Below are 23,301 nucleotides of genomic sequence, written 5' to 3' on the forward strand. Positions count from 1 at the left end.
CTCAGCGGACCGCAGGGTGCGTGGGCCCGTGACGTCCGGCGAGGGCCTCGCGCCCGGGTACGACTACGCGCTCGGGGCCGATTCGGAGGTCGGCACACTGCGGGCGGTCATGCTGCATCGGCCCGGCGACGAACTGCGTCGCCTCACCCCGCGCAACAACGACCAGCTCCTGTTCGACGGGCTCCCGTGGGTCGGACGCGCGCAGGAGGAACACGATGCGTTCGCGGAGGTGCTGCGCGACCGGGGGGTCGACGTCTACCTCCTCGGCGACCTGCTCGCCGAGACCATCGCGCACAGCGGTGCCGCGCGGATCCAGGGCATCGCGGCGGCCGTCAGCGCGCGCAGGCTGGGAACGCACCTCGCGGACGATCTGGCCACTCATCTACGGGGACTGTCGCCGGCCGACCTCGCCTACGTGCTGATGGCCGGGATGACGTTCGACGAGCTGCCGATCACTCCCTCGGCGGAACGGTCGTCACTGGTGCGGCGAATGCACCACGGCCCCGAGTTCGCGATCGAGCCCCTGCCCAATCTGCTGTTCACCCGAGACAGTTCGTTCTGGATTGGCGGACGGTTCGCGATCACCTCCCTCGCACTGCCGGCCCGGGCGCGGGAGACGTCGCTGACCGATCTGATCTACGCACACCACCCGCGGTTCACCGGCGCCCGGCGGGCCTACGAGTCGCAGGTCGCGCCGGTCGAGGGCGGCGACGTGTTGCTGCTCGCCGCCGGCGTGGTGGCCGTCGGGGTCGGCGAACGGACCACGCCCGCCGGAGCAGAAGCGCTGGCGCGCAGCCTGTTCGACGACCACCTGGCGCACACCGTGCTCGCCGTGCCGATCGAACAGTCGCGCGCTTTCATGCACCTCGACACCGTCTGCACGATGGTCGACACCGATGCCGTGGTGATGTACCCGAACATCCGCGACACCATGTCGGCGTTCACCCTCGTCCACGACGCCGCGACCGACGCGGTCCGGATCACCGGCGAACAGCACTTCCTCGATGCGGCCGCCGAGGCGATGGGCATCTCCAAGTTGCGTGTCATCGACACCGGACTCGACCCGGTGACCGCCGAGCGGGAACAGTGGGACGACGGCAACAACACCCTGGCCCTCGCTCCCGGGGTGGTGGTGTCCTACAACCGGAACTCCGAGACCAATCGGCGACTCCGCGACTCGGGCATCGAGGTCATCGAGATCGAGGGTCGCGAACTGGGGTCGGGCCGCGGCGGGCCGCGGTGCATGTCGTGTCCGCTCGCGCGTGATCCCCGGTGAGGCTCGCGTCATGACCGGAGATCCGTCGGCCCCCGACCCGAGCAGCACCGGCCCGGCCGGCACCGGCACCGCGTCGGCGCTCGACGCGCTGCGGATCGACGCCGGCTCCGACCGTCCCCCCTTCGAACAGGTGCGGATCGGCGTCATCGACCTCATCGAATCCGGGGAGCTGCTCACGGGTGAACGCCTCCCGACCGTGCGGGCCCTGGCATCGCGACTCGGCGTGGCGGCCAACACGGTCGCGCGCAGCTACCGGGAACTCGAGGCGGCAGGCGTCATCGAGACCCGCGGGCGGCAGGGTTCGTTCATCAGGGCCGGTCGCCACGATGCGCTCGACGCCGGTTTCGCGGCCGCCACGGCGTACGTCGAAACCGCCCGTGAGCTGGGCCTCGACGATTCCGTGATCGTTGAGATGCTCAACCGTGTGCTCGGACGAACTTGAATACATGCACCGAGATTGATTGGCTTGAACGATGACAAGTGAACAGGATGTGATCACTGGGCGTCCGAAGCAGACACTGGACCCGGTGGTTTTCACCGTGACCGCGGTGCTCGTCATCGCCTTCGTGATCTGGGGGATCGGGGACAAGGAGAGTCTCAACTCGACCACCACCGAGGTGTTGAGTTGGATCACCAACAACCTCGGCTGGCTGTTCATCCTCTCCGCGACGGGCTTCGTGATCTTCGCCGTGTTCCTCGCCGTGTCCAAGTACGGCCGGATTCCCCTCGGCCGGACCGGGGAGAAGCCGCAGTTCCGCACCGTGAGCTGGATCGCGATGATGTTCAGCGCCGGCATGGGCATCGGGCTCATGTTCTTCGGCGCGTACGAACCGCTCTACCATTTCGCAAGTCCGCCACCGGAAATCGGTCAAGACGACATCCGCGCGGCCATGGCGACGACGATGTTCCACTGGGGTTTCCACCCGTGGGCGATGTACGCGGTCGTCGGCCTCGCACTGGCCTACAGCACGTACCGGCTGGGCCGGACCCAGCTGATGAGCGCCGTGTTCGAGCGGCTTCTCGGTCCGCGGGTGGCCAACGGGCCGGGCGGCAAGATCATCGACATCCTGGCCATCTTCGCCACCCTGTTCGGCACCGTGGCCTCCCTCGGGCTCGGCGCGCTGCAGATCGGATCGGGACTCGACACCCTCGGCTGGGTCAACGAACCCACCAAGATGTTGCTCGTCGCGATCATCGCGATCCTCACCGCGGCGTTCGTCGCGTCGGCGGTGTCGGGCATCGCCCGCGGTATCCAGTGGCTCTCGAACATCAACATGGTGCTCGCCGTCGTGCTGGCACTGTTCGTCTTCATCGTCGGCCCGACGATCTTCATCCTGAACCTGTTGCCCACCACCCTGGGTGCCTACCTCACCGACATCACCACCTTCGCGGCCCGCTCCGACGCGACGGTGACCACCGAAGCGGGCCATCAGTGGCTGGCTGACTGGACGATCTTCTACTGGGCGTGGTGGGTGTCGTGGACCCCGTTCGTGGGTCTCTTCCTCGCGAAGATCAGCCGCGGCCGCACGATCCGTGAGTTCGTGATCGGCGTGATGGTCGTCCCGACGACGGTGTCGCTGGTCTGGTTCTGCATCTTCGGCGGTACCGCGATCCATCAGGACATGGAGGGCACCCTGGCATTCGATCCGGCCACCGCGGCCAGCGAGAGCACGCTGTTCGACGTGCTCGCCCACCTGCCGTGGACCGGTGTCGCCTCGGCCCTGGTGATGATCCTGGTCGGCATCTTCTTCGTGTCCGGCGCCGACTCGGCGTCGCTCGTGATGGGCACGCTCTCGCAACGGGGTGTCGAACACCCGTCGCGTTCGCTGACGGTGTTCTGGGGTGTGCTGACGGGCGTCGTGGCCGCTCTGCTGCTGGCGATCAGTGGCGATGGCGCGCTCGACGGCATCAAGACGATGGCGATCATCGCCGCGTTGCCGTTCGTCGTGGTGATGATCGGCATGTGCCTGTCGCTCTTCCTCGACCTCCGGCGCGACCCGCTGATCGTCTCGCGTCACGTGTTGTCGGCCCAGGTCGACGAGCACGTCCGCGAGCAGGCCGTCGCCATCGCGACCGGTGAACTGGAATCGATCGACGCCGACGCGGTCCGGCATCTCGAGAGGATCGACCCCGACCTGGTCGAACAGGCGAACGGTTCGGAGCCGGCCGGGTCGACCAACGGATCGGCGCCCGCCGAATCGACTGTCGGCGATGCCGATCGGACCGACGGGGGACGTGACGAGGGTCAGCGCGGCACCGACCGGCTGACCGGTCCCGCGGTGTAGCGACCTCGACCCGCAAGCACGACGAATCCCGGTGGGCCGCGCGGTGATGCGCGGCCCACCGGCGTATCTGGTGGGTATGGTGAGACGGCCGGCGGACCGTCGTCAGACCTGTGAGATCGCGTCGGCGAGAGCAGTCGTGAACTGTTCTGCGGTTGCCCGGTCGAGCCGGGATGTCGTGACCCGCAGACCATTCCGTTGTGTGGCGTCGTCGACGGCGAAGATCGTTCCGGGTTGCACCGCCCAACCCCGGCGTGCGAGTTCGGTGCTGACCTTCTCCGCGGGACTCTCGTCGGGCAGGTCGACCCATGCGTTGATCCCGTCCGGTGGCCCCAGGGTCGACGCGACGCCCCGCGTGGTGAGCTGATCGACGAGAAGTCGCGCGCGACGGGCATATTCGCCGCGCGCCGTGGCGATGAGCCGGGTTGTCGCCGGATCGGTCAGCAGGTGAGCGGCGGTGGTCTGCAGCAGGTGGCTGACCCAGGGGCGGCCGGAGCGTAGTCGGGCGTCGAGCGCGGCGGCGGTCGTCGGGTCGGCATCGACGAGGGCGACCCGCAGGTCCGGACCCAGGAACTTCGCGACGGACCGGACGACCGCCCAGTGCCGGCTGTTGTCGGGGATCACCCGGTGGTAGTCGTGGACCGACAACAGCGAGAAGTGGTCGTCTTCGACGACGAGCACCTCGGGGTATCGCTCCAGGAGCGCACGGAGTTCACCCGCACGCGCTTCGGACAGGGCGATCCCTCCGGGGTTGTGGCCGCGGCAGGTGACGATGACCGCTCGCGCACCCTCGTCCAGCACTCGCGCCAGGTGATCGGGACGCATCCCGTGCTCGTCCAGTTCCACCGCCAGCGCGCGGTACCCGTTGACGCGGATCGTGCCGACGCTGGCGAGAAAGCACGGGTTCTCCACGGCGACGGAGTCGCCCCGGACGAGGTGCGTGTTCAGGAGTCTCTCCATCGCGTCCACGGCTCCGTGGGTCGCGATCAGTTCTCCCTCCTGCGGATGATCGCCGAACAACACCGGCGCCGCTGCCCGCAGTGCCGGTGCCACGGCGGAGGTTCCGTACATCGTCGGGCGGTAGGGCGCCGCAGCGATCGCGGCGCGCAGATCGGGGAGGAGATCGGGGTCCGGATTGCCGCCGGCCAGGTCGACGGCGTCTGCGGGAGCGGCGAGTTCGCTGCCGGGTTGCAGTCGGTCGGCGACGACCGTGCCTCCCCGACCGCGCGTGTCCGCCGCACCCAGCGAGACGAGCTGGCGGTACGCGGTGGCCACGGTGTTGCGATTGACGCCCAGCTCGACGGCGAGTTCACGGATCGGCGGCAACGAATCGCCCGGCCGTAACCGACCGGCGACGATCGCGTCGCGGGCGCTCTGAACGATCGCGTTCACTGTCTGCCCGGTGATCACGACGCACACTGTACTTCCGGCTCGATATTTTTGTCCTAGGACAAATGCTACCGTGGCTGTACACGCGGAAGTCAGGAGTGCGCCCATGAACCAGCCACACGAATCCTCGAGCCCGGTCTGGTGGCGTTACGTCGCCTACTGGTACGGCGGCAGATTGCCTGTCTCGGTGCAGGATTGGGTGATCAACGATCTGACCGGACCAGGTGCGGCGGTGCGGATGGTCACACGGTGGTCGATACCGTGCATCCTCCTCGTGCTCCCGATGCTGTTCGTGCCGGGGCCGTGGGGGGTGCGGATCACGATGACCATGCCGATCCTGCTGTCGTACCTGTTCTTCTCCATCGCGCTGAACCGTGTCTACCGCCGCTACCGGCTGGTCCAGCACGGACTCGACCCCGAGCTGATCAACACACTCGAGCGCGCGAAGAACGCCGACCTCTATGTCGAGTACCACCGGAAATATCGCAACAAGTCCACCCGGCCGTCGTCGGTCTCCCGGTAGGACCGTCCGGGGAACCCGCCCGCTCCCGCCGGTGTCAGCCCCAGCTCGGCAGCCAGATCTGCTGCCGCCAGAGGCCCGGCGATATCGGGGAACCGGTGAGGATCGGCCACAACCACACGAAGTTGGCGACGACCAGACCCACGTACATCGCGACGACCATGATCGCCAGCGCCCGGCGCTCGGGCCGGGCGCGCGCTGTCGCGGCGGCCGAACGCAGGAGGTCACCGCAGCACAGCGCCAGGCCCATCACCAGGAACGGCGCGAGCACGGTCGCGTAGAAGAAGTACATCTGCCGGTCGAGGGCGAGGAACCACGGCAGGATGCCGGCGAGGTAGCCGACGAGAACCGCTGCGTACCGCCAGTCGCGGCGCACGATCCACGACCACAGCCCCCACAGCAGCATCGGCAACGCCAGCCACCAGAGGGCGGGCGAACCGATCAGCATCTGCGCGCGCACGCATTCGCCCCCGCCGCACTGGTCGGGACCGTTCTCGAGCGCGTAGAGCATTGGCCGGAGGCTCATCGGCCACGTCCACGGCTTGGACTCCCACGGATGATGGTTTCCCGCGGAATTGGTGAGTCCCGAATGGAATTCGAGGATGCCGGATTCGTAGTACCACAGCGATCGCCAGGCACCGGGAACCCAGGCGAACGGGCCGTCGGTACCGATCGTGTTGCCCACCTGGTAGCGGTAGACCGCCGTCTCGCTGGTGAACCACGGGATGTAGGTCAGGAAGTAGATGACGACCGGCATCACGGCGAGACTCGCGCCGCTCGGGACGACGTCGCGCACGAGGGTGCCCACCCACGGACGCGGGACGCGATACGCGCGGCGGGCGGCCACGTCGAAACCGATCGCCAGGGCGGTGAAGAAGATGACGTAGTAGATGCCCGACCACTTGGTGCCGCAGTTCAGTCCCACCATCACACCGGCGGTGAACCGGTACCAGCGGAAGCCGAGACGGGGTCCGAAGGGACTGTCGGCGATCCGGCCCTCGAGGTAGACGCGGTACATCCGCTCCCGGACCTGGTCGCGGTCGGCGACGAGCGCGGCGAAAGTGGCCACGATGAACAGGGTCTGGAAGATGTCGAGCATGCCCATCCGGGACTGCACGAACAGCACGCCGTCGCAGATCGCGAAGACCCCCGCGATCGCACCCACCAGCGTCGACCGCGTGAGCCGGCGCACCGCGCAGTAGATCAGCACGACGACCAGGACGCCCGAGACGGCCGGCGCCACGCGCCATCCGAGCGGGCCGTAACCGAAGATCGCCTCGGACGCGGCCAGCATCCATTTGCCGACCGGCGGATGCACGACCAGCCCGTACGCCGGGTTGTCCTCGATCCAGTTGCCGCCGGACAGCACCTGCCAGCCCTGCGGGACGTAGTGCTTCTCGTCGAAGACCGGTGTGCCCTTGTCGGTGGGATGGGTCAGGGCCCAGAACCGGGTGACGGTGGCCAGGAGCGCGATGACCACACCGACGACGAGTCCACGACCGCGGTCGGGGGCACCGAACAGCGGTGCGGGCACGTCCGGGCCCAGGCGAGGTGGCGGGATCGGACGCCGTGCGCCGCCGCCGGACACCGGGGTGTCGTGCACGGCGGTGATGGTCACCCGATCGATCCTAGTGGTCCCTCGTAAGCTGGCTGTCGATGAACGCCGCCCAGTCCGACACACCCGATCTCGACGACGATGCGAACGTGCCCGACGACCCCGCCGTGATCGCCGATCCCGGTCCCGACCCCGAGCGCGCCTCGGACGGTCGAGGTCGGCTGGTCCTGGCGGCCACGCCGATGGGCCAGGTCGACGACGCCTCGCCGCGTCTGCGTGCGGCGCTGCAGACCGCGGACATCGTGGCCGCCGAGGACACCCGGCGAGCCCGTGCGCTTGCCGCGGCCCTCCAGGTCGAGATCGGTGGCCGGCTGGTCAGCTACTACGACCAGGTCGAGGCCGCCCGCACCCCGGGTCTGGTCAGCGCGATCGCCGAGGGACAGACCGTGCTGCTCATCACCGACGCCGGCATGCCCTCGGTCAGCGACCCCGGGTATCGCGTGGTGGTGGCGTGCGCCGACGCCGGACTCCCGGTCACGGCGCTGCCCGGGCCGTCGGCGGTCACGACGGCCCTCGCGGTGTCGGCACTGCCCTCGGAGCGGTTCTGTTTCGAGGGTTTCGCCCCCCGCAAGCCCGGCGCGCGAGCCGCGTGGCTGCGCGAACTGGTCTCCCAGCCCCGGACCGCCGTGTTCTTCGAATCACCCCACCGGCTCGCCGACACGCTGAGCGCCGCGGCAGAGATCCTCGGTCCGGACCGTCGCGGCGCGGTGTGCCGCGAGATGACCAAGACCTATGAAGAGGTACGGCGCGGCGGATTGGCCGAACTCGCGGAGTGGGCGGGCACCGGCGTACGCGGCGAGATCACCGTCGTGATCGCGGGAGCCGTCGCCGCCGAACCCGACATCGACGACCTCGCTGACCAGGCCGAAGAACTCGTGGCCGGCGGCATGCGACTCAAGGACGCGTGCGCGGAGGTCACGCAGGGTTCCGGTGCCTCTCGACGCGACGTCTACCAACAGGTGCTCGAAAGACGTCGAGCTGATCCGGGCTGACCCGCAGTTCCACGCGCGGTGCGAGACGGTACGGCCGGCTCGAGACGAGCGCCCCGACCACCCGGCGCAGCCGCGACAGCTCGGCGCGCACACTCACGGTGTGCCCGTCGTCGCCGAAGAGCAACTGGCTCAATCGCTGTGAGGTGAGGCCCTGCTCGCCGGCATCGGCGAGGAGCAACAGGATCTGGGCATGCCGACGGGTGAGCACGGTGCGCCACGGCTCGCCGTCGCCGGTGACCGTAACGGTCGGTTCTCCGTCGAGGGAGAGCTCGGCCAGGACCGGGCCGGATGGGCCGGCCGGACGCACCAGCCAGCCCTGGCCGAGGCGCTCGACCACACAGATGCCCAGACCCGCCACGAACTGACGCATGTTGTCCGTCGGCGCGGCGACGCGGACGGGCGGCGTGCAGCCGCGCCCCTCGGCCACCCACCCGTCGTCGTCGATGAGCAATCCCGGCCCGTGCAGGCCGGCGAGCTGGGCCTGACCGGCGAATCGCAGGTCGGCGAGCTCGCGCTGATGGGTGAGGGTGATCTCGTGTTCGCCGAGGGCGGCCAGTGCGGAGGTGAAGGCCGAGGCCGCGGGCTGCATCTCCATCGCAGGTCCGGCCAGGCCCGCGATGGCGATCATGTCGCCGGTGCGGTGGTCGTGCACCGGCACGGCGGTGCAGAACAGTCCGTGCAGTGAGCTGTAGTAGTGCTCGGCCCCGAACAGCCGTGTCGGGCGCTGCAGGCGAACCGCGAGGCCCACCGCCGTGGTCGCCGTGGAGTCCTCGTCCCACCGGCTGCCCTCGACGAGCTCGAGCCGGTCGGCCTCCGGGAGCACCGAGGCCGAACCGCCACGCCACAGCAGCACGCCGTCGGCGTCGAACACGCCCAAGGTCATCGACGCGTCGTCCGCGGACTGGGCGAACAGACGCTGGAGTGGTTGCACCGCGTCGCGCAGTGGGTGCGTGGCGCGGCGGGTCTCGAGTTCGTCGTCCGAGATGTGACCCGGGTTGTGCGCGTCGACGGTGGAGCGGTGCCGGCCCGACCGGACACGACCCCACGATTCGACGACATCCCCCGGCACGTCGGAGCGTGGCGTGCCGCCCGACATGAAGGCATCGTGGTCACGGCGCAGATCACGATCGAGCACCGTGAGATCGGTGGACGACCGGATGGGCACAGTCATGTGCGGAATCGTACCCAAAGCGGCCGCCGATCATGCCCAACCGCGCGGCCTCACGATGCTCGAGGCCTTGTCGAGGCATTCCTGCCATTCCCGGGCGGGGTCGGAATCGATGGTGATCCCACCGCCGACGCCGAGGGCGAGGGTCCCGTCGGGGGTGATCTCAACGGTCCGGATGGCGACGTTCAGGTCGAGCGCGCGGTCGGGGCCGGCCATGCCGATCGCCCCGCAGTACACGCCGCGCGCGTCTGCCTCCCAGCCGTCGATCAGCTCCATCGCCCGCAGCTTCGGAGTGCCGGTGACCGACGCCGGGGGGAACGTCGCCGCGAGGACGGCGTCGTTGCCCGTGCCCGGTGCCAGGATCGCCTCCACGCGCGACACGAGGTGCCAGACACCGGGCGCGGGCACCACCGTCAGGAGCTCGGGGACGCGCACGCTGCCGGTCACCGCGATGCGTCCCAGATCGTTGCGCACCAGGTCGACGATCATGATGTTCTCGGCGATGTCCTTGGCGGAGGCGGCCAGCGCATCGGGGTCGGCGGAGGCCGGCAGGGTGCCCTTGATCGGCGACGACGAGATGATGTTGCCGGTCCGGCGCAGGTAGGTCTCCGGTGAGAGGCTCGCCACCGACCCCCAATCTCCCTGCAGGAAAGCGGCTTTCACCGGCGCGGTGGCTCCGGCGAGATCAGTGAAGTAGTCGACCGGGCGGCCGGTCAGTGTCCCGGTGAAGCGGGTGCACACGCATGCCTGGTACACCTCGCCCGCGCGGATCGCCTCGAGGCACTCCGCGATGGCGTCCAGGTGCGGAACACGTTGCGGGGGATGCCATTGCGCCGTCGGGACGGTGTCGGTCCGACGATGAGTGACAGAGGTGCGAGCCGCCCCTGCGGCGTGCACCACCGCCTCCGCCCAGTCGGGTACACCGGTACCGGCGCAGCTCCAGCGACCGTCGCGGAGTACGAGCACGCCATCGGTGTGCCCGCCGACATTCGGTGGCAGCGACGCGTCGTGCGGCCGCACCGGGAAACCGAGGTAGCCGAACCAGAATCGATCGGGGTCATCCGGCGGGAGACAGCCGGGCGTCAGTTCGATCGAGGGCGCGATGACGGCGTCGGCGTCGTACCAGTCACCGATCAGCGCGGCGGGCGGCGGCAGCCGACGCGCGGCAGTCTCGGCGTGCAGGGCGCGCAGCACGTCGAGCGCCGGTGCTGCCGCGCTCGGGCCGAGCGAGCCAGACCCCACCCCGTCCGACGAGATCATGCTCGGAGTGCGGGATCAGTTCTCGTACCGAGGGAACACCGGAGACGGCTTCGGCAGCGCGGTGCCGGGCTCCAGGCGGGTGCCCACGGCGGTGAATCGACGGTCCTCGCCGACGACGAGGAGGTCGAGGATCTTGCCGGACGACTCCGGCATGACCGGCTGGCTCAGGAGTGCGACGATGCGCACGACCTCGGCGCAGACGTAGAGCACCGTGCCGGTGCGCTCGAGATCGGCCTTCGCCAGTTTCCACGGTTCCTGCGCGGAGATGTACCGGTTGGTCTCGGCCAGCGTCGACCACAGGGCCTCGAGTGCCAGGTGGATCGCCTGGTTGTCGATGTGGGTTCGCACGGTGTCGAGCAGCGAGTCGGCACGCGCCAGCAGCGCGGCGTCGGTCTCGGTGAGCTCGCCCGGCGCCGGCAGGGTGCCGTCGAAGTACTTGCCGACCATCGACAGCGTGCGCTGGGTCAGATTGCCGAACTCGTTGGCGAGGTCGGCGTTGATGCGGGACACGATCGCCTCGGCGGAATACGAACCGTCCTGACCGTAGGACACCTCGCGGAGGAAGAAGTAGCGCACCGGATCGAGGCCGAACTCGTCGATGAGGTTCTCCGGGTCGACGACGTTGCCGACCGATTTGCTCATCTTCTCGCCCTTGTTGAACAGGAATCCGTGCGCGAAGACCCGCTCGGGCAGGTCGATACCCGCGCTCATGAGGAAGGCAGGCCAGTACACGCAGTGGAACCGGATGATGTCCTTGCCGATGATGTGCAGGTCGGCGGGCCAGTAGCGGGCGAACGTCTCCGGGTCGTCGACGAACCCGACGCCGGTGAGGTAGTTGGTGAGCGCGTCGACCCACACGTACATGACGTGTTCGGGATGGTCGGGGACCGGCACGCCCCAGTCGAAGGTGGTGCGCGACACCGACAGGTCGGTCAGGCCGCCCTTGACGAAGCTGATGACCTCGTTGCGCCGGACGTCGGGGCCGATGAAGTCGGGTCGCGACTCGTACAGCTCGAGCAGTTTGTCCTGGTAGGCGGAAAGCCGGAAGAAGTAGGTCTCCTCCTCGGTCCAGGTCAGCACGTGCCCGGTGTCGGCGGCCACCCGGTCGCCGGCCTCGTTGAGCTCGGTGTCGCCCTCGCCGTAGAAGGTCTCGTCGCGGACGTCGTACCAGCCGGAGTACTTGTCGAGGTAGATGTCGCCGCGGTCGCTCATGCGCCGCCAGATCTCTTCCGATGCCCGCTTGTGGTCCTCGTCTGAGGTCCGGATGAAGCGATCGAAGCTGGACCCCAGCCGCTCCTGCAGCGCCTGGAACCGGTCGGAGTTCCGGTTGGCGAGCTCTGCGGTGGGGATGCCCTCGGCGTTCGCGGTCTGCTGCATCTTCTGCCCGTGGACGTCGGTGCCGGTCAGGAACCGGACGTCGAAGCCGTCGAGTCGCTTGAACCGTGCCAGGGCGTCGGCCGAGATGTACTCGTAGGCGTGCCCGATGTGCGGAGCGCCGTTGGGGTAGGCGATCGCGGTGGTGATGTAGTACGGGCGTCCGCCGCCGTGGGAGGTACCGGACGGATCAGGGCTGGTCAGATCGGGTGCCATAGTGCCCAACAGACTACCGATCGGTGGAGACGACACCCAATTGCGGTCCGCACGATTCCTGACCGGCCCTGGTCGATCTTGCGGGTGCGCACAGTCTGGTCACCATCGACGACGAGGGCCGCGCCTCCGCCCTCGAGGGCGTTCGGAGGGGCAGCGATGGGAACGACACCGAACACCGCCGCGGTGAAGGCTGCGGACGACGCGCCCGGGTCGGCACCGCGCGTACAGCTAGGGGACCAATGCGCTGACCGACCTCGGACCCGTGCTGCGTCCGATCCTGCAGCCGGGTGCGTTGCCGGATACCGCGCCGGGTACGTCGCCCGCTACGTCGCCGATGAGTCGACGAATGCGGTGAGCCATGCGGCGTCCGAGGTGCCCGGCCTCTGCATCGGCGTCGTTGCGGCCCACACCAGGGGAGATTCCGCGCTGGGGGGAGATCCCGCGAGAATGGGCCGCAACGAGCGCCACTGCGCCGCGCTCTCACACTGTGGAGTTGTCAAAGAACTGTTGTGACGATCGGGTCGCCGGGTTTCTGCGTACGGGTACGTCGTCGTCTCACTCGGAATGCGAGTCCGACAGCTCGGGCTTGAGCGACCTACACAAGCACGTCGTCGAGCCGCATGGTGCGTCGGTTGTAGGCGGGCCGTGGCCGGCGGTCGGGCTCGATGTCTACAGGCGGGATCAGCCAGGGGTGGCGGTCGTGGCCCATGATCACTTGCCAACCGTGGTGATGTACCTGGGTGTGACAGCGTTGGCAGAGCAGGCATCCGTTGTCGAGGTCGGTGGGGCCGCCGTCCACCCACGGCACGATGTGATGCACCTGCGTATGTGCCGCGGGTGCACCGCATTTGACGCAGCACAGGTCGCGGACCGTGATGGCCCTTCGTAAGTGAGACGGGAAGAGTCGTCTGCTGGTCCCCATCTGTAACGGCACTCCTTCTCGGTCCAGCACGATCTCGCCCACGATGGCGTCGCACGAGAGTCGTCTCGCGGTGGCCTGTGACACCGAACCGACCCAGGGCAGTCTCGCCGGCTCCTTCGCATCGGCCGGGATCGTGACCAGTAGTTGGGTTCTGGGTGTGCCGCTGGTGTCGAGGGTCGCGCCGATCGCCGCCTGATCCAGCAACAATTCGAAGCCGTCCGCCCACCGTTGTTCGCGCGTACGCCGATCCTCACTGCCGTCGGGCTCGGGTCGCGGGCAGGATCGCTCGTCGATCATGGACAGGAACTTCTCACCGATCACAGCTGTGACGTCGGCCTTGATCTCCACGCGACCGTCGTCGGTGATGTGCGAGTTCACCGCGTTCAGGGAGGAGTCCTCGGCACCGGGGATGGCGTCGTCGGCGGTGACCTGGATGCGGTGGGAGATGGTGCGTGCGTGGTCGGCGATCTCGGTGGGGGTGGCACCCGAGAATGCCCGCGCCAGTAGTTCGGACTCGTAGCGCTCTCGATCGTCATCGGAAAGATCTGTCGGGGTTCGCTTCTCGATGATGGTCATGCCACGGACAACGGCGTCGACGCATTCGGTCGCCAGATACCCGTCAGCGGCGCATGCGCCGAGCTTCGGCAATGAGTCGATGCCCGCCCCGATTCGCACGCTGCGGTGAGCGACCGCCGGCGCGAAACCCATCTCGATCAGCACCCCGCGCGTGGTCGACCCCACCTTGTCGGCCGCGCCGGTCGCATCGAAAGCTGCTGCGTGCACGGCGATCTGATGGCCTACCGCGTTGTACAGGAACCGGAGCTCGTCCAGTCGGTCGAGAATGCCCCGACCGGTCGGGTCGATCGGTGGTCCGAGTGCGATGACGACGTCGCGCATCTGGGGGAGCGAGGGCATGCCACCAAGGTAGTCGACAATTCGTTCGAAGGCGAGCGATTTCCACATCCAATAGTGCCCAATTGAATTACGCGGCAACGTAATTAACTTGTGCACCCTCAGTGAGCGGCAGTACCGCCAGTGAACTGCAGTGAACTGCAGTGAACCGAGGTGAACAGAAGTCTCATGAGTCCCAACGTTTCACGTCGAGTGAGAATCGACGGCGACATCACCGCATTGCTGGGCGTTGTTCCGGATCGGCGGACCGCGCCATAGTGGCTCTGCCGCAACGGATTCAGAGAAGTCGATCAGTCCCCGGGCCGCTGATCCAGGATCACGATCGCTGTTCGCGCCACCATGCTGTCGGCGTCACCGATGAACGATTGCAGCGCCGAAGTCGCTGCGGTGCCGGGTATCTCGGCCAGCGCCTGCACCAGTCGGGATCGCACGGCCGCATCCGGGTCGGCCCCCAGGCGGTCGACGAGCAGGTCGACGATCCGCTCGCGGTGGGCTTCGTGGCCGGCGAGGATCTCGGCGGCCTCGACATCGCGGTCGCCGGCGGCGATGAGCTCGACGAGTCCGTCGACCGCCGCGTCGACGCCGCGCCGCCCGAGCGTCAGGGCGGCCACGCGCCGGACCACGGTGTCGGGATCGTCGAGCAGGCTGTGCAACACCGCGTCGATCTCATCGTTCTCCGCGAGTGCCGCCAGCGCGGTGACCGCGCGACGCCGGATCATCGGGTCAGGATCCGCCGCTCCCGCGGAGAGCTGGTCGATGCCGCCCGGTCTCTGCGCGAGCGCCCACCGAAGCGCACCGGCGACGTTGGGATCGCTCTCGGCCAGCAGCGCGTCGGCCAGGGACTCCCCGGACACGCCCACCTCGCCGGCGAGCAGCGCGGCCCGCTGGCGAAGGGCCGCGTGTTCGGACTGGACCGCTCGGAGCAGACCGATCACGTCGAGTACCGACGTCCACTCGGTGGGACCCGTCACCGCGACGCGCTGCAGCCGCTCCAGGAGCCGCGTGTCCGCGGCGATCCGCGCGCGGGTGTCGTCGATGAGCCGGTCCATCAGCGAACCGGGTTCGAAGTCCGGATCGTCGAGCGCGCGACCGACCTCGCGCAGCGAGAGTCCGAGCGATCGGAGACTCTCGACGTGCATGAGCCGCTCGAGATCCGCTGCGGCGTACTCCCGGTAGCCGCCCGACGTCCGGCCGGTGGGCCGCACGAGTCCGAGCGAGTCGTAGTGGCGCAGCATCCGGCTGCTCAAGCCGGTGTGCTGCGCCACCTCGCCGATCAGCACCGTCACGCCCCGTCGACCGACTCGGCGCCGGACGAATGCTGCTCGGACGAATCACCCTCGGACGAATCCCTTTCGGAGGCATTACCGTTCAAGCGCGAGGCGAACTCCAAGGTGGCCTCGAAGTCGCTTTCCGGATCGTCGATCAGTCGCTCGGTCGCGGCCACGTGCGCCCGCACCTCGCGATCACCGCGCTTCTTCGCGGTCGCGAGCGGCCCAGCCGCGAAGTCGCCGAGTCCGGCGAGGGCACGGCTGAGACTCCGCCGGACGTCGGTGCTCCCGCGGCCCAGTTCGCCGGCAAGTTCGTTCGCGAGCCAGGCCTCGCGGCCGGCCGGGACCAGGACGACGGCGGCCCGCCAGGCGGTGCGCGCCACCTCGTCGTCGGCGTCGTGCAGGAGCGTGGGGGAGATCGACGTCCATGCCGACCGGTCGCCGATCTTCGACAGGGTGTGCAGGGCCTGCGCCCGGGCCTGGGGTGACGCCGACTCCAGCTGGGGAAGAAGAACGGGCACCGTCAGATCGGCCCGTAGGCGCGTCAGAGCCCAGGTCAGCATGTCCCGCACGAAGAAGTCCGGTTCGACGGCGCAGCGTCGGATGAGATCGTCGACGTACCCGGGATGCGGGTTGGTGCCCGCGGCCATCGCGGCACGGAGCCTCGTCGACGCGTCACCGGCCGCGAGTGCGGCCACGAGCGCGGGATCGAACGGTCGAATCGTCTGGTCGGTCATCGTCGACCACCTCCTTCGCCGTCGATCACACCCCTTGACACAGTGACAACGTCAAGTGCGCGGACCCCGACCGTCGGGCCGGGCCCTAGATCTCCCGTCGGTAGGGTTCGCATCCCGGTGGCGCCTTCGGCGGCTCGCGATACTCCAGCTCCGGGATGTGCATGGTCACCGGGGCCGACTCGAGCGTGAACTTCTCGCCGTGATGGGCCAGGTCGATCGGCGGACCCGACAGCAGCCGGTACGTCGCGTTGTCCTTGTCGACGGCCACCACGATCTTCGAGTCGCGGATGATCATGCGGAACGACATGTACGTCAGCCGCCGGGGGAGCCGGGGCGCGAACGTGATGTTCCCGCCGAAGTCGCGCATGCCGCCGAAGCCCGCGACGCAGTCGGTCCAGGCACCGGCCAGCGCGGCGATGTGCAGGCCGCTGCTGACGTTGTTGTGCAGGTCGTGCAGATCGGTGAACACCGACTCGGCGAGCAGATCGTAGGCGAGGTCGGGGTAGCCGACCTCGGCGGCGGTGACCGCCTCACAGCACGCCGACAGCGACGAGTCGCGGACGGTCAACGGGTAGTAGTAGTCGAAGTTGCGCAGCTTCTGCTCGGCGGTGAACGCATCGCCGAACAGGTAGGTCGCGAACACCAGGTCGGCCTGCTTGACCACCTGCTTGCGGTAGAGGTCGTAATACGGGTAGTTCAGCAGGAGCGGATAGCGTCCGACCGACGACTCGAAGTCCCAGGCGCCCAGCAGGGTGAACGACTCACACTGCTGGTGGACGCCGAGAGCGTCGTCGTAGGGGATCGTCATGTCGTCGGCACACGCTTCCCAGTGCGCCGCTTCGGCGGTCGTGACCCCGAACTGTTCGGCGAGGTCCGGCCGGCGGTGTACGGCCGCCACGGCGTCCCGCAGGTTCTGCTGCGCCGCGAGGTTGGTGAAGGTGTTGTTGTTCACCACGGCGGTGTACTCGTCGGGACCGGTCACGCCGTCGATGCGGAACTTGCCGTTCACGTCGTGGTGCCCGAGGCCGGCGAACAGTCGTGCGGTCTCGACGAGGAGTTCGACGCCGCACTCGGTCTCGAACTGTTCGTCGTTGGTCGCCCGGAGGTAGCGGGCCGTGGCGTTGGCGATGTCGGCGGACACGTGCACGCCTGCGGTGCCCGCGGGCCAGTAGCCCGAACACTCGTCGCCGTTGATCGACCGCCACGGGAACATCGCCCCGCGCTGACCGAGTTCGGCGGCGCGGGATTTCGCCTTGTCCATGGTGGAGTGGCGCCATCGCAGTTCCTCGCCGGCGGCGGCGGGGACCGTGTAGGTGAGCATCGGGAGGATGAAACTCTCGGTGTCCCAGAAGGTGTGACCGTCGTAGCCGGGGCCGGTGAGCCCCTTGGCCGGGATGGCGCGGGACTGACCGCGCGCGCCGGCCTGTAGCACGTGGAACAGCGCGAACCGGACCGCCTGCTGCAACTCCGGATCGCCGTCGAGTTCGACGTCGGCGTCGCGCCAGAAGTCCTCGAGGTAGCGGACCTGGTCGGCCTTGAGCGAATCCCAGCCGGTCTCCATCGCCATCGCGAGCGCCGCGTCGACCTGGGCACGCAGCGCCGGCACCGAGCGTCGGGCCGACCAGCCGTACCCCATGTACTTGGTGAGGGTCAGGCTCTTGCCCTTCGGCACGTTGGCCGCGATGGTGAGTCGGGCGAGGTCACCGTCGGCACGGATGAAGGTGTCGGCCTTGTCGGGGAAGTAGATCTCGTGGTCCATACCGGCCGCGATGTGCAGGCCGGACTTCTTGGTGTGGTGGACCAGCATGCCCCAGTAGTTGCGGCAGGTGGCGAGATCGGAGACCAGCGGGGCGTCCAGCGCGGCCGCCAGGCGCGGGTCGTTGCCCGGTGCCGGCACCGGCTCGTTGGCCAGGAGATCGGACTGCAGAACGAGTTTCATGTCCTCGTCGACCGGCTCGACCTCGTAGCGGATCGCCGCGATCGTGCGTTTGGTGAAGGACACGAGACGCTCGGACTTGATCCGGACCTTGCGGCCGGTGGGTGAGGTCCACACCGTGTGACGACGGAGGGTGCCGGTCCGGAAGTCCAGCGTCCGCTCGTGCTCCTCGGTACGCCCGTACCGGAGGTCCATCGGCTCGTCCTCGACCAGCAACCGGATGATCTTGCCGTCGGTGACGTTGACGACGGTCTGTCCGGACTCGGGATAGCCGTAGCCGCTCTCCGCGTAGGGCAGACCGCGCAGCTCGTAGAAGCCGTTCAGGTAGGTGCCGGGATGGTCGACGGGCTCGCCTTCCTCGAACGACCCGCGTAAACCGATGTGCCCGTTGGACAGTGCGAACAGTGTCTCGGTTCGGCCGAGCATGTCCAGATCGACTCCGCCGCGCCATTTCAGCTGCCACGGATGGATCTCGAAGCCGAAGTCGTGGCCGTGCTCGGCGGTCATGCGGGCAGCAATTCGACGAGATCGGTCACGACGACGTCGGCACCGGCCGCGCGCATGGCCTCGGCCTGCACACCACCGACGCGGTCGACGCCCACGACGTAGCCGAATGCTCCCGCGCTGCCGGCCTGGATGCCGGAGATGGCGTCTTCGAAGACCGCCGCCGCAGCGGGTTCGACGCCCATCTGCTCGGCGCCCAGGAGGAACGAGTCGGGAGCGGGCTTGCCCTTCAGGCCCTTCGTCACGATGTCGAGCCCGTCCACCCGGACCTCGACGAATTTCGACAGATCCGCTGCATCCAGCACTGCTGCTCCGTTCTTCGAGGAGGTCACCACCGCGATCCGGAGGCCGGCATCTCGCGCCGCCTCGAGGTATCGCACCGAACCCGGATATGCCTGCCCGCCGTCCTCGGCCAGGCTGACCAGGAACATGTCGTTCTTCCCGTTCCCGATCTCGGTCACGGTCTGCGGGTCGACGTCGTCGATCCCTCGGGAGGCGAGGAAGGCCCGGACGCCGTCCTCGCGGGGACGCCCGTCGACGTAGGCGAGGTAGTCCTGGTCGGTGAACTCGACGAAGTCGGCATGGTCCGCGCCGCCCAGGCGCGCGGCGAGAAAGGCGTCGAACGCCTTCTTCCATGCCTTGCGGTGTAGCACCGCGGTCTCGGTGAGAACTCCGTCGAGGTCGAACAGTGCGACGGTGATCGAATCTGGCAATCCCAACACGCTTCGCCACGCTACCCGTCCCGGACGACTCCGGCGCGATTTGCGTGGCCGGGCGGACCGTTTTCCCTCGAACACGTCCGCGCGCGTGTACCCGTCGTGTCGGGCGATGTCCGCCCGGGTCGGGGTGGGCGACCCGAAAACCCTTTGACCGGGCAACAACTGGGAGTGAGACGATGAACCGATGACCCGACGATTCGCCCAGATCGATGTGTTCTCCGCCACTGGAACCGGTGGTAACCCGGTGGCCGTGGTGCTCGACGCCGCCGACATCCCCGACGACCGGATGGCCGCGTTCGCCCGCTGGACCAATCTGTCGGAGACGACGTTCGTGCTGCCGCCGACCGACGCCGCCGCCGACTACCGCCTGCGTATCTTCACCCCGGACGGGGAATTGCCGTTCGCCGGGCACCCCACTCTCGGCTCCGCGCATGCCTGGCTGACGACGGGCGGCCGCCCGGCCGGGGAGGACATCGTGCAGGAGTGCGGCGTCGGCCTGGTCCGACTGCGCCGCTCGGGTGCACGCCTGGCCTTCGCGGCGCCGCCGTTGCGGCGGTCCGGCCCCGTCGAGCCCGCGGTCGTCGCCGAGGTCGCAGCCGCGCTGGGAGTCGATGTCGGCGAGGTCCTCGCGGCCGAGTGGGTCGACAACGGGCCGGAATGGATGGTGCTGCAGCTCGGGTCGGGGGAGCGGGTGCTCGAGGTGGCGCCGGACATCCCGGCCCTCGGGGATCACAAGGTCGGGCTGTTCGGGCGGTACGGCTCGGGTGACGGCGAGGTCTTCGGTGAGGTGCGGGCGTTCGTGCCGGGGATCGGTGTCCCCGAGGACCCGGTGACGGGCAGTCTCAACGCCGGTATCGCGATGTGGTTGCGTGCGCACGGCCACGCACCGGCGTCCTATGTCGCCGCGCAGGGTGCGGCACTCGGCCGTGCCGGGCGCATCCACGTCCACGACGACGGCGAGAACATCTGGATCGGCGGGGACACCACGACGGTGATCGAGGGCACGGTGACGCTCTAGGCGGTCGGGGCGCACCGCGGCCGGAGGCGTCGGGCGCTCTGTGCCAAGGTGGGTGCCATGAGCGACGCCCCTGGTGGCCCCGGCACGGGGCCTGCCGAGCCGAACGGCGGCGAGACCCTGAGCAACAAGGCCGCGAAGAAGCGTCGTCGGCGCGAACCACCGCCGGACCCGGCTCCGCTGGCCGGTCTCGTCGACGCGCACACCCACCTCGCGGCGTGCGGCGGACGCGACGCCGACGCGGTCCGCGCGATCTGCGACCACGCGCAGGCCGTCGGCGTCGACCATGTGGTCACCGTCTCCGACGACATGGTCGACGCGCGCTGGGCGGTCGCGGCCGCGGAATGGGACGATCGGGTCTACGCGGCGGTGGCCTTGCATCCGATGCATGCCGGGGATCTGAACGACGAGACCGCGGCCGAGCTCGAACAGATGGTGCGTCACCCGCGGGTCGTCGCGGTGGGCGAGACGGGTCTCGACTACTACTGGCCCGGGAAGTCCGACGAGTGCGCGCCACCCGGGGTGCAGCATGAGACGTTCCGCTGGCACATCGACCTCGCGAAGCGGGTGGGCAAGCCGCTGATGATCCACAACCGTGAGGCCGACCGGGATCTGCTGGACGTCCTGGCCGCGGAGGGCGCGCCCGAATCCGTGATCATGCACTGCTTCTCCGGTGACCGAAATGTTGCACGCGAATGTGTCGAGCGTGGCTTCATGCTCAGTTTCGCCGGCACTGTGAGCTTCGCCAACGCCGAGGAACTCCGGATCGCGGCCGAACTCGTGCCCGACGACCAGCTTCTCGTCGAGACCGACGCGCCGTTCCTGACCCCGCATCCCTACCGTGGCCAGCCGAATCAGTCGTATTGCCTGCCGTACACGGCGCGGGCGCTCGCCGAGGTGCGCGGGGTGACGGACGCGGAGATGGCACAGACCCTCGGGGCCAACGCGCGCCGGGTGTACGGCATCCCTTTGCCATAATCTGGCCGGTTCGTTATCGTACTGTGATCCGCCTGGCCGGCGTGCAGATCCAGTCGGCCGACGTGGTGCCAGTGTTGCCTATCAGGATGTCGTGCCCTTGCCTTCCTTGCCGAACCCAGAGTCGTCCACCCCGGCGTCGCCAAAAACGGTCTTCTCCAAGATCAACGGATCGAACTCGTTGCGTGTCCGCGTCGCGGTCGGCGCCGTCTGCGCCACCGTCGCGGCCGGCGGGATCATGGGCGTCGCCATGCACAAGAACGTCGCGATCGACGTCGACGGCGACGTTCGGCACGTGTCCACCATGGCGATGTCCGTCGAGAGCCTCCTCGAGTCCGAGGGGCTCGCACCCGCGGACGGTGACAAGGTGAGCCCCGGCCTGGACTCCGGATTCGGCGACGGCCAGACCATCAAGGTCAACCGGCTCAAGGAGGTCACCCTCGACGTCGAGGGCAAGCCGGAGAGGATCGTCACCAACGCCTCGACCGTCGATCAGCTGCTGGCCGAACGCGGGCTGAGCCACGCCGCCGAGCAGGCCGTCTTCGGCAACGAACTCCCGGTCGACGGCGGCGAGATCGACGTCGCGCTGCCCAAGCCGGTGACTCTCGTCGACGGCCCGGCCAAGAAGCGTCCGACCGTCGCCGCACACACCGTGAAAGATCTGCTCGAGTCACTCGGGACGCCGCTGGGCGCCGAGGACAAGGTCACCCCCGCGGCCGACACCAAGGTCACCCCGAACCTCAAGATCGTCGTCACCCGGATCAAGACCGAGGACGTCACCCTCACCGAGCCCGTCGCTCCGCCGGAGGTCAAGAAAGAGGACCCCACCCTCGTCCGCGATCGCAAGGTGGTCGAGAAGAAGGGGACTCCCGGCGAGGCGCGTGTCACCTACAAGGTCACCACCGTGAACGGCCGGGTCGTCAAGCGCGACAAGCTGACCAGCGAGGTGCTCAGCGAGCCCGTCGCGGCCACCGTCCGCATCGGCACCAAGCCGGGTGCGCCGTTCGTGCCGCCGGGGTCGGTGTGGGACGCGCTCGCCGCGTGTGAGGCGACCGGCAACTGGGCGATCAACACGGGCAACGGCTTCTACGGCGGCGTCCAGTTCGACCAGAACACCTGGGAGCGCTGGGGCGGTCTCGAGTACGCTCCGCGAGCCGACCTCGCCAGCCGCGAGGAGCAGATCGCGATCGCGAAAAAGACCCAAGCGGTCCAGGGCTGGGGCGCGTGGCCGTCCTGCTCGTCCAAGCTGGGCCTGCGCTGATCGACGAGACGCCCGCGGGCACGCCCGACGAGACACCTGCGGGCACGCCCGACGAGACACCTGCGGGCACGCCCGACGAGGCCCCGCGCCTGCTCGGACCCGCGCAGATCCGGGAGCTCGCAGCCGAGGTCGGTGTCCGGCCGACCAAGACGCTGGGACAGAACTTCGTCCACGACGCGAACACGGTGCGGCGCATCGTCGCGGCGTCGGGTGTCGGCGCCGGCGACACCGTCCTCGAGGTCGGCCCGGGATTGGGCTCGCTCACCCTCGCGCTACTCGGGACGGCCGGCAAGGTCGTCGCGATCGAGATCGATCAGGTTCTCGCGCAACGTCTTCCGGCAACGATCGCGGAGTACGCGCCGAGCCGGCAGGACAACTTCCAAGTCATCCTCGCCGACGCCCTGCACGTGACGCGCGACGACCTCCCAGTGGTGCCGACCGCTCTCGTCGCGAACCTGCCGTACAACGTCTCGGTGCCGGTCCTGTTGCACCTGCTCGGATTGTTCCCCGAGATCACCACCGCGCTCGTGATGGTGCAGGCGGAGGTCGCCGACCGCCTCGCTGCGGGCCCGGGCAGCCGGACCTATGGCGTACCGAGCGTGAAGGCGCGCTACCACGGTCGCGTGACCCGGGCGGGTTCGGTGGGACGCAACGTGTTCTGGCCCGAACCCAAGGTCGAGTCGGGACTCGTCCGCATCGAACGCACCGACGACCATTCGACCGACCCGCTCGACCGGCAGCAGGTGTTCGCCGCGATCGACGCCGCATTCGCCCAGCGCCGCAAGACGATGCGCTCGGCCCTCGCCGGCTGGGCGGGATCGGCGGCCGAAGCCGAACGCCGACTGCGCGAGGCCGGTATCGATCCCGGCGAGCGGGGCGAGAAGCTCGACGTCGACGACTTCGTCCGGCTCGCACGCACCACCTGATGGGGTTTGCTGCCTGCGCCTGCGCCTGACGAAA

19 protein-coding genes are annotated in these 23,301 nt (G+C 68.7%); 9 read left to right on the top strand and 10 right to left on the bottom strand.

Annotation, left to right across the window (positions count from 1 at the left end; all coding sequences use genetic code 11):
* Positions 1-28 precede the first annotated feature (28 nt).
* Genes KTR9_RS08085 through KTR9_RS08095 form a run of 3 tightly spaced genes read left to right on the top strand, consistent with a single transcriptional unit; the run spans position 29 to position 3,561 of the window.
* Positions 29-1,276: an arginine deiminase gene (locus KTR9_RS08085; protein ID WP_148281167.1), complete on the top strand. Its 1,248-nt coding sequence runs from the start codon at positions 29-31 to the stop codon at positions 1,274-1,276.
* Between the two features lie 10 nt (positions 1,277-1,286).
* Positions 1,287-1,718 (top strand): GntR family transcriptional regulator, encoded by a 432-nt coding sequence (locus KTR9_RS08090; protein WP_014925975.1) that lies wholly within the window; start codon positions 1,287-1,289, stop codon positions 1,716-1,718.
* A gap of 31 nt (positions 1,719-1,749) precedes the next feature.
* Positions 1,750-3,561 carry a BCCT family transporter gene (locus tag KTR9_RS08095; protein ID WP_193363235.1) on the top strand — a complete coding sequence of 604 codons (1,812 nt, stop codon included), beginning with the start codon at positions 1,750-1,752 and terminating at the stop codon, positions 3,559-3,561.
* 102 nt (positions 3,562-3,663) lie between these two features.
* On the opposite strand, the gene KTR9_RS08100 is transcribed toward KTR9_RS08095, so the two are convergent.
* Entirely contained in the window at positions 3,664-4,977 is a 1,314-nt protein-coding gene (locus KTR9_RS08100) for an aminotransferase class I/II-fold pyridoxal phosphate-dependent enzyme (protein ID WP_014925976.1), read from the bottom strand.
* 76 nt (positions 4,978-5,053) lie between these two features.
* Here KTR9_RS08100 and KTR9_RS08105 point away from each other — a divergent pair, with 76 nt between their 5' ends.
* Positions 5,054-5,470, top strand: a complete 417-nt coding sequence (locus tag KTR9_RS08105; protein ID WP_014925977.1) for a DUF5313 domain-containing protein — start codon at positions 5,054-5,056, stop codon at positions 5,468-5,470.
* A gap of 34 nt (positions 5,471-5,504) precedes the next feature.
* Here the strand turns inward: KTR9_RS08105 and KTR9_RS08110 are convergent, their stop codons facing one another.
* Positions 5,505-7,085: a dolichyl-phosphate-mannose--protein mannosyltransferase gene (locus tag KTR9_RS08110; RefSeq protein WP_014925978.1), complete on the bottom strand. Its 1,581-nt coding sequence runs from the start codon at positions 7,083-7,085 to the stop codon at positions 5,505-5,507.
* Between the two features lie 38 nt (positions 7,086-7,123).
* Between KTR9_RS08110 and rsmI the strand changes: the two genes are divergently transcribed.
* Positions 7,124-8,074 (top strand): 16S rRNA (cytidine(1402)-2'-O)-methyltransferase, encoded by a 951-nt coding sequence (rsmI, locus tag KTR9_RS08115; RefSeq protein WP_083888943.1) that lies wholly within the window; start codon positions 7,124-7,126, stop codon positions 8,072-8,074.
* Here rsmI and KTR9_RS08120 read toward each other — a convergent pair.
* The 8 genes from KTR9_RS08120 to KTR9_RS08155 form a co-directional block, all read right to left on the bottom strand.
* Positions 7,998-9,245, bottom strand: a complete 1,248-nt coding sequence (locus KTR9_RS08120; protein ID WP_014925980.1) for a helix-turn-helix domain-containing protein — start codon at positions 9,243-9,245, stop codon at positions 7,998-8,000. The genes rsmI and KTR9_RS08120 overlap by 77 nt on opposite strands.
* Positions 9,246-9,275: 30 nt before the next feature.
* The gene (locus tag KTR9_RS08125) at positions 9,276-10,502 is read right to left on the bottom strand and encodes an aminodeoxychorismate synthase component I (RefSeq protein ID WP_044506263.1); all 1,227 of its coding nucleotides are present in this window, start codon (positions 10,500-10,502) and stop codon (positions 9,276-9,278) included.
* 15 nt (positions 10,503-10,517) lie between these two features.
* Positions 10,518-12,092: a methionine--tRNA ligase gene (gene metG / locus KTR9_RS08130; protein ID WP_044506264.1), complete on the bottom strand. Its 1,575-nt coding sequence runs from the start codon at positions 12,090-12,092 to the stop codon at positions 10,518-10,520.
* 595 nt (positions 12,093-12,687) lie between these two features.
* Positions 12,688-13,929, bottom strand: a complete 1,242-nt coding sequence (locus tag KTR9_RS08135; protein ID WP_014925983.1) for an HNH endonuclease signature motif containing protein — start codon at positions 13,927-13,929, stop codon at positions 12,688-12,690.
* A 287-nt stretch (positions 13,930-14,216) separates the two neighbouring features.
* Positions 14,217-15,206: a HEAT repeat domain-containing protein gene (locus KTR9_RS08140; protein ID WP_014925984.1), complete on the bottom strand. Its 990-nt coding sequence runs from the start codon at positions 15,204-15,206 to the stop codon at positions 14,217-14,219.
* Between the two features lie 2 nt (positions 15,207-15,208).
* Positions 15,209-15,931 carry a HEAT repeat domain-containing protein gene (locus KTR9_RS08145; protein WP_014925985.1) on the bottom strand — a complete coding sequence of 241 codons (723 nt, stop codon included), beginning with the start codon at positions 15,929-15,931 and terminating at the stop codon, positions 15,209-15,211.
* Between the two features lie 85 nt (positions 15,932-16,016).
* Positions 16,017-18,374 carry a glycoside hydrolase family 65 protein gene (locus KTR9_RS08150; RefSeq protein WP_044506266.1) on the bottom strand — a complete coding sequence of 786 codons (2,358 nt, stop codon included), beginning with the start codon at positions 18,372-18,374 and terminating at the stop codon, positions 16,017-16,019.
* Entirely contained in the window at positions 18,371-19,093 is a 723-nt protein-coding gene (locus KTR9_RS08155) for a beta-phosphoglucomutase family hydrolase (protein ID WP_010844384.1), read from the bottom strand. The genes KTR9_RS08150 and KTR9_RS08155 overlap by 4 nt, the downstream gene beginning before the upstream one ends.
* Before the next feature lie 181 nt (positions 19,094-19,274).
* Here KTR9_RS08155 and KTR9_RS08160 point away from each other — a divergent pair, with 181 nt between their 5' ends.
* From KTR9_RS08160 to rsmA, 4 genes are all read left to right on the top strand, one after another.
* Positions 19,275-20,108 (top strand): PhzF family phenazine biosynthesis protein, encoded by an 834-nt coding sequence (locus tag KTR9_RS08160; RefSeq protein ID WP_010844383.1) that lies wholly within the window; start codon positions 19,275-19,277, stop codon positions 20,106-20,108.
* A gap of 57 nt (positions 20,109-20,165) precedes the next feature.
* A complete protein-coding gene (locus KTR9_RS08165) occupies positions 20,166-21,083 on the top strand; it encodes a TatD family hydrolase (protein ID WP_014925987.1) in 918 nt (305 codons plus the stop codon).
* Between the two features lie 91 nt (positions 21,084-21,174).
* A complete protein-coding gene (locus KTR9_RS08170; RefSeq protein WP_193363236.1) occupies positions 21,175-22,341 on the top strand; it encodes a resuscitation-promoting factor in 1,167 nt (388 codons plus the stop codon).
* Entirely contained in the window at positions 22,305-23,267 is a 963-nt protein-coding gene (rsmA, locus tag KTR9_RS08175) for a 16S rRNA (adenine(1518)-N(6)/adenine(1519)-N(6))-dimethyltransferase RsmA (protein ID WP_044506268.1), read from the top strand. Before KTR9_RS08170 ends, rsmA begins: the two co-directional genes overlap by 37 nt.
* Positions 23,268-23,301 lie beyond the last annotated feature (34 nt).

Origin of the sequence: Gordonia sp. KTR9 (assembly GCF_000143885.2) — a bacterium.
Taxonomy (GTDB): domain Bacteria; phylum Actinomycetota; class Actinomycetes; order Mycobacteriales; family Mycobacteriaceae; genus Gordonia.

Coding starts and splice junctions, on each gene's coding strand:
- KTR9_RS08125 (WP_044506263.1), bottom strand. CDS start 10,502: ATGATCTCGTCGGACGGGGTGGGGTCTGGCTCGCTCGGCCCGAGCGCG.
- KTR9_RS08165 (WP_014925987.1), top strand. CDS start 20,166: ATGAGCGACGCCCCTGGTGGCCCCGGCACGGGGCCTGCCGAGCCGAAC.
- rsmI (WP_083888943.1), top strand. CDS start 7,124: ATGAACGCCGCCCAGTCCGACACACCCGATCTCGACGACGATGCGAAC.
- KTR9_RS08105 (WP_014925977.1), top strand. CDS start 5,054: ATGAACCAGCCACACGAATCCTCGAGCCCGGTCTGGTGGCGTTACGTC.
- KTR9_RS08135 (WP_014925983.1), bottom strand. CDS start 13,929: ATGCCCTCGCTCCCCCAGATGCGCGACGTCGTCATCGCACTCGGACCA.
- KTR9_RS08090 (WP_014925975.1), top strand. CDS start 1,287: ATGACCGGAGATCCGTCGGCCCCCGACCCGAGCAGCACCGGCCCGGCC.
- KTR9_RS08095 (WP_193363235.1), top strand. CDS start 1,750: ATGACAAGTGAACAGGATGTGATCACTGGGCGTCCGAAGCAGACACTG.
- KTR9_RS08120 (WP_014925980.1), bottom strand. CDS start 9,245: ATGACTGTGCCCATCCGGTCGTCCACCGATCTCACGGTGCTCGATCGT.
- metG (WP_044506264.1), bottom strand. CDS start 12,092: ATGGCACCCGATCTGACCAGCCCTGATCCGTCCGGTACCTCCCACGGC.
- KTR9_RS08160 (WP_010844383.1), top strand. CDS start 19,275: ATGACCCGACGATTCGCCCAGATCGATGTGTTCTCCGCCACTGGAACC.
- KTR9_RS08145 (WP_014925985.1), bottom strand. CDS start 15,931: ATGACCGACCAGACGATTCGACCGTTCGATCCCGCGCTCGTGGCCGCA.
- KTR9_RS08150 (WP_044506266.1), bottom strand. CDS start 18,374: ATGACCGCCGAGCACGGCCACGACTTCGGCTTCGAGATCCATCCGTGG.